Origin of the sequence: Bathymodiolus platifrons methanotrophic gill symbiont, from assembly GCF_002189065.1 — a bacterium.
Taxonomy (GTDB): domain Bacteria; phylum Pseudomonadota; class Gammaproteobacteria; order Methylococcales; family Methylomonadaceae; genus Methyloprofundus.
Window position 1 is genome coordinate 1 of record NZ_BDMN01000429.1, and the last position, 4,762, is coordinate 4,762.

Genomic DNA, 4,762 nt, shown 5'->3' on the forward strand with positions numbered 1-4,762 from the left:
CTGAAAAGCGCCGTGGTTATTGTTACGAACATGCTTTTTCTTATAACTGGCAGGCGATGTGTGGTTTTCACCATTTGATGCGTTTAGCTCATTTGATCAATGCAATAGCTCTCGCCACTCATCGCGTGGTGAAGTGGGTGAAAAAAATGGGGATTCGAGAGTTTCTTTCTTTTGTCAAAGGAACCTTAACCGGCCCGTGGATTAGCAACGATTGGGCAGCACAGTTTTTGCGGCAACCTTTCGAATTTCACATCGAATAATTTCTTTGTGTACTTGTATTTTCAGAGGGCGAACAGTCCTTTTAGGAGAAGTGCGCCTTGCGTTTGTACAAATCACATTTATTAGACGATTCCCCTCATCATTGGTGAAATCCGTAAATAATATAGAGCACAATAAGATGGCTCTATGTGGTTTGTAGTGGGTAATGCGATAATAGTCGAATGAATAGTGAATTTTTATTTAGTCAGGCTTTAGGCCTACAATCGCCTTGGAAAGTAGAAGAAATTATCTTTTCACATGACAACAGTTCAACACAAAACGAACTTCATTTGCATATAGGTTTTGAATCGGGCGCACGTTTTAGCGATGAACCGGACACTCTCTGTCCAGTGCATGATACCGTCGATCGACATTGGCAGCACTTGAGCTTCTTTGAGCATACTTGCTACCTACACTGCGCTGTTCCCCGGATAACAACAGCAGAAGGAAACGTTCGTACTGTGGAAGTCCCGTGGGCTCGCCCAGGTAGTGGTTTTACTCTGTTATTTGAAGCCATGGCATTGGCGCTGATTGAAAGAGAAATGCCCGTCAATCGAGTTGCAGAAATGTTAAAGGTGAATCCACAGCGGATTTGGACTGTCTTTAATCACTGGATCAGCAAAGCAAAAATAGCCGATGACGTTTCATCAATCACTCAGCTTGGGATTGATGAAACATCATCAAAAAAAGGCCATAAATATGTCACTTTAGGTGTTGATTTAGAGGAGTCTCGTGTTGTTTTTGTGACTGAAGGTAAAGGCAAAGCGACTTTGCATAATCTTCAGAAACACCTTAAGGACAAAGGGGTAGAGAAAGAGAAAATTGAACAAATAAGCATGGATTTATCACCGTCATTCATTGCTGGAGCCGCAGAAGCCTTTCCTGAAGCTGAGATAACCTTTGATAGGTTTCATGTGGTTAAATTGTTAAATGAAGCAATGAACCAAGTGCGGATTGGAGAACGTAAAGAACATGATGCACTTAAAGGGCACAAATACACCTTTTTAAGGAACCGAGAAAATCTAACCAACAAGCAAGAGGCTTCATTAGCTGAAATGATTGAGCTTTACCCTACGTTAGGGCAGGCATACCGCCTTAAAGAGCTTATGGTCAATGCCTGACAAATCATCGGCTGAAGCATTTCTAAAGCAGTGGTGCGCGGAAGTGGAAAATTCAAAAATCTCAGCATTTATGAAGTTTGTTAAGACCGTTCGGAGCCACTGGTCTGGTATTATTCATTTCGTTGAAACAAAGATTACAAATGGAATTCTTGAGGGAATACGGTTATGACCAATCTTTACCGGCATAATAAGTCCTTGCGACAGAACCATATTGCAAGGTTCATACGTCAGGGCTGTCTTCCAGTGAATTCGCTGCGTAAATTTAGGCCTAACATTCCGGGTCCTTATTTGGTGAAAATTATTATATGTTCAAAACTAATTCATAAATTGAAAAACGAACATTCAAAATCGCTGCCTCTATTTTGAAAATAAAGGACATGCATTGGTTGTTCTGTACTTTTATACTTCTTTCCAATATTTTTGAAAATCTGGGCCATCTGAATTTGGTTTGGTTGTCGGTTTTTTAATCTGTATTGTTAATGGAATTGGAAAATCAGCTCCAAGAATAGCCGCTTCACCAGGCTTAAGATTTGGGAGAAAAGCTGATGCAGAACGATCAATTTCACCACATGCACGCTCTACCACTTCCCGGTCTCGGTCATTGGTTAGGCGATGAACGATCAATGTGCCCATTTGACTCAAGACCCCTTCTGTAATATCGCGTGGTCGCTGAGTGGCAAGGCAAATATTGAGGCCATACTTACGCCCTTCTTTGGCTATAAATTCGAATGAATCAAGCTTTGTCGCTGTGTCTTCGGTTCCTATGTTGCGACCAAGAAAATTATGAGCCTCATCTACAATCACAATTAATGGATTTGTTATAAATTTGTTGTCGCGAGCACGCATCAGAAGATCACGGCCAATCACGTTAGCAATAATTTCGCGTGCTTTGAACTCATAGGCTACACCACTAAGGCAAACACGCAATAATCGCTTGTCAGAATTAAGAAATGTATCAATCTTTTTTGAAAGTGATTCCTCGCTTGAATTAAATACGCAATCAAAAGCTGGACTTGTGAAAATTGCATTGATACGTGTTAGAAGGGAAAGACAATGAGAAAAGTTACCATCCACTTTTCCCCACTTTGTTGTATCGTTAAAGCCATCAGGCCAAACACATTCTTGTTCAATCTGCTGAGGCAATTTGGAGACATCAAATTCTTGTTTCGGATCATCCAGTTTTACAGATATTTCGGGGTCTTGTTCAGCCGTTTGAAAGGCAGATTTTGGTTGGTTAATTTTTTTTATAAAGCCATCAGGTGCAATGTTTGGTTTGAGATTTGCTATTCTTAGGCTTCTGATTGCTGCTCTAAACTTAGGTCCTTGTACTTTTCCGGCTGGTTCGAAGAGAGCTATAAAATCAGATTCTTGGAAACTTGCAGGGGGTAGAGAACAAGGTTTTGAATCTATGGCCTTTTTTACTGGATTTCCTAAATGACAATGTTGAACAAAGTCTCCGCTAAAATCACGATATTCACCTGTTGCATCCAACAAGATAATTTTAGATTTATGTTGTAAGCATTCTTCGATAATTCGTGAGGTTGTCCAGCTTTTACCACCACCTGTAGCGCCTATAATTGCACAATGTCTGCCAAATAGTTTTTCAGGACTTATTTCAACTTGACCAGATTGGTTGTCAGAACCTATATCAACCGAACCAAGTTTAAGAGTTAAGGGTGCACTGTCGCCGATCTTTAAATCCATGAGGGTTGGGATTTTTGAAACGAATTTGAGAGGGGCCGCATAAACCCGGTCTCCCAAACGAGGATATGAAGCCACTCCGGCAGTTACTTTCAAGGTATCCATTGAAACTGTACCTAAAAGCTGAATGTTTCCGTAGGCATCTAATTTTGATTTTCCGTCATAAGTAGGTGTGACTGATCGGCGTTCGATTTCAGGGAGTTTTATATCAGTAACACGACCCAAAAGAAGGTTAAGCTGACCTTCGATTAAAACAAATTCACCCACTTCGCCTTTGCCGTATCTGCTCCCGGAAAAATGAGAGCCACTGGGCGAACCCGCGTCATTAAGGTTTACGCGGACCGAATAAGCTGAAACTGAGGAAAGTACGCCCATAAAAAGCTCGGAACGAAGCAGACCTTTAGGAAATTCTTTTTCAATATCCATATCAATGACCACTAGTCAGAGATTGTATGTCTTTTGCCAACCGTTCTGCTTTGTTCAAAGAACGAAGATCAGGAATAAGTTGGGCAAAATCTTCGAATGAAGTATTAACAAACCAGATGTCTTCACCTTGAATGGCGAGGTCTTTAAATTTTTTCCAATACGGGCTGGAATCATTGCTACCATTCCAGTTCTTTTCTGCATAGTAATCCGCGATAATGAGACGTAAATGTGGGTTGGATTTAACAGCAGAAAGAATTGGTTCTGATAGATGGTCATCGTTGAAGCCAAATCCGGTTACTATCAGGCAAGTATTTGATTCTCGTAGAGTCGAGAAATATTGAGAAATTAACTCTAAATGAGGCTGGATATAAGACTGTTGATATTTTCCTTTCGCCGGATAAATAAGGCAAGCTTCGTCAGGGGTGGGATTTAGTTTCTCAGCAATTTGAGAACCGTTTTTGGCCCATGTCACTGAGCCATGTAATTTATATAACTGAATAACACCTTCAAGATAATTCCCTAAATCTTCACCGGTTTTGGGACGGCGCACGATGTCGTAACCGAAGAACCGGGGATCATAAAACCGAGGTTGCGTAAAAGAAAAACCATCAAGCACAACAAGCCCAAGTTTTCCCGCAGATCGTTCAAAACAGGAATCATAGTTGGTAGTGAAAATCTTAAGCCTAGACTCACGCACCCGGCGGCGAGAAAGGCGATGCAGAAAAATTTCATGACCAGTGAGGTCTGTATCGTCATTAACAAACGAGCATTCATTCAGAATAACGGATTTAAAATCTTTCACTAAAGTTTTGATACCTTCATCGTCATTGAACTGCAAATAGGCATCACAGAGAGACAGGAATTCCTCAATATTGGGTATTTTGGCGGAAGTGTCAAAATTGATTTTATTGGCAATGCCCTGAACAGAAGCTTTGATAACATAATTTTCGTTATATGCCGATTTTTCCCAAAGAGCATTCATAGAAGGCCCTTTAACGACAGGACCAAGTGATGATCCACTTCCGGTCAATACACAAAGATTCTGCATTTGCAAAGAAGAAAGAAGTGCATTTTTAAGCTCTTCGGAGGAGGACGAAGATAATGATGTCCATTCATTTGATGATGGCACTAAATATCTAATTGTCTTTGCTTCCTCACCAACTGTCATATTTTATCCTTTTCTCATCGAACCAAACGGTTCTGTCGCATTGAGTACCTCTTTTAGTTTCAGGTTTTAGTCGACGGAAACTATACCA

General features: G+C 40.7%; 2 protein-coding genes and 2 pseudogenes. 2 read left to right on the top strand and 2 right to left on the bottom strand.

From position 1 onward, the window contains the following. Both CDZ78_RS22390 and CDZ78_RS18780 read left to right on the top strand, forming a co-directional pair. Positions 1-260: pseudogene (locus CDZ78_RS22390) on the top strand (hypothetical protein); the annotation flags it as partial. 180 nt (positions 261-440) lie between these two features. Continuing rightward, positions 441-1,539: pseudogene (locus CDZ78_RS18780) on the top strand (ISL3 family transposase); the annotation flags it as partial. 239 nt (positions 1,540-1,778) lie between these two features. Here the strand turns inward: CDZ78_RS18780 and CDZ78_RS18785 are convergent. Together CDZ78_RS18785 and CDZ78_RS18790 are read right to left on the bottom strand one after the other, a co-directional pair. Continuing rightward, complete coding sequence (locus tag CDZ78_RS18785; RefSeq protein WP_087871340.1) at positions 1,779-3,506, bottom strand: ATP-binding protein; 1,728 nt, start codon at positions 3,504-3,506, stop codon at positions 1,779-1,781. Between the two features lies 1 nt (position 3,507). Continuing rightward, positions 3,508-4,674 (bottom strand): SIR2 family protein, encoded by a 1,167-nt coding sequence (locus CDZ78_RS18790; RefSeq protein ID WP_087871341.1) that lies wholly within the window; start codon positions 4,672-4,674, stop codon positions 3,508-3,510. Between the last annotated feature and the right edge of the window lie 88 nt (positions 4,675-4,762).

What these genes read in the sequence shown, in the direction of transcription:
- CDZ78_RS18785 (WP_087871340.1), bottom strand. Translation starts at nt 3,506, where the DNA reads ATGGATATTGAAAAAGAATTTCCTAAAGGTCTGCTTCGTTCCGAGCTT.
- CDZ78_RS18790 (WP_087871341.1), bottom strand. Translation starts at nt 4,674, where the DNA reads ATGACAGTTGGTGAGGAAGCAAAGACAATTAGATATTTAGTGCCATCA.